The following is a 1,235-nucleotide window of genomic DNA, read 5'->3' as shown; positions in this document are numbered from 1 at the left end:
ATACACCAGGGGCAGCGCGGTGCCGGCCTCCCGACCGGCCAGCGCGGCGGCGACGGCCGTCCAGCCGGGGCCGCGCGGCTCCCGGTCGGCGTCGACCGGCGGTAGGTCGGTGTGCGTGTGCCAGCCGTCCCCGGCGACCCGCCGGTACACCGCCTCCAGCTCCGGCCCGGGCGTCAGCCCCAGTCGGGTCCGCAGTGTCGCGCGGGCCCGCTCGTACGCGGCCAGGGCCGCCGCCCGGTCACCGGCCCGTTGCAGCGCGGTGACCAGCAGGCACCACAGCCGTTCGCACACCGGGTACGCGACGACCAGGGCCCGCAGTTCCGCCACGAGTTCGCCGGGCGGCCGGGTGGCCAGCTCCAGTTCGTAGCGTCGTTCGAGCAGCCGTAACCGCTCCTCGACCAGCACCGGGGTGACCTCCTCGGCGAGCGAGGGCACCACCGCGAGAGACTCCACGGTGGACGGTCGCGCCGGATCCTCGTGCCACTGCGCCAACGCCGCCCGGACGTGGGTGAGTTCGCCGGCCGGGTCGTCGCCGAGTCGAGCCTGTTCCGCCCGGTGGGCGGAGGTGCGGAACCGGTGCAGGTCGACGGTCTCCGGCGGGGTACGCAGCGCGTAGCCACCACCGAGGGACCGCACCCGGGGGCGGGGCGAGTTCGCCGGCACTCCGGGCCGGTCGCCGAGCACCGCGCGCAGCCGGGCCACGTGCACGTGCAGTGCGGCGGCGGGTCGGGCCGGTGGGCGGTCACCCCACAACCGGGGGTAGAGCTCGTCCAGCGGCACCTCCTCGTTGACCCGCCACAGCAGCGTCACCAGGAGTGCCTGTTGTTTCGGGGCGCCGATCGGCACCGGTCGTCCGTCGATTGTGACCTGCAGCGGCCCGAGAATGCGAAAGTCGGTCACCGAGTCCCCCGTCGAGCGGCGGAACGCACGCACAGTGTCAGGTCGACTACCGTCGCCCGCCTCGGACATGGTGCTCGGGTCGGGCGGCACCGGCAACGCATATCCCAGTGACTCCCCTCTCACCGGTGACCCTCCACCAGGACTCCAGGACCCGCCGGTACGAAGGGCGGGAACCCGTCGTACCGGTGGAGGTCGATGTGAAAGCACTGGTCACGTCCGCGGACGAGCCCGACGGACTCCGCCTGGAGTCCGTACCCGAGCCCCGGCCGGCGCCCGGTGAGGCGCTCGTCGAGGTGCACGCCGTCGCGGTGAACCGCGCGGACCTTCTGCTCGCC

At 74.0% G+C, this 1,235-nt stretch carries 1 protein-coding gene and 1 pseudogene; one reads left to right on the top strand and one right to left on the bottom strand.

The window, feature by feature from the left end; genetic code table 11:
* Positions 1-846 (bottom strand): BTAD domain-containing putative transcriptional regulator (locus EYA84_RS33215; protein WP_201272554.1); only part of this gene is annotated, 846 nt, incomplete at its 3' end.
* Positions 847-1,025: 179 nt separating this feature from the next.
* Here EYA84_RS33215 and EYA84_RS32005 point away from each other — a divergent pair.
* A pseudogene (locus tag EYA84_RS32005) lies at positions 1,026-1,235 on the top strand (hypothetical protein); the annotation flags it as partial.

The organism is Verrucosispora sp. SN26_14.1, assembly GCF_004307965.1.
GTDB lineage: Bacteria > Actinomycetota > Actinomycetes > Mycobacteriales > Micromonosporaceae > Micromonospora.
This window is presented reverse-complemented; position numbering and strand designations above follow the sequence as displayed.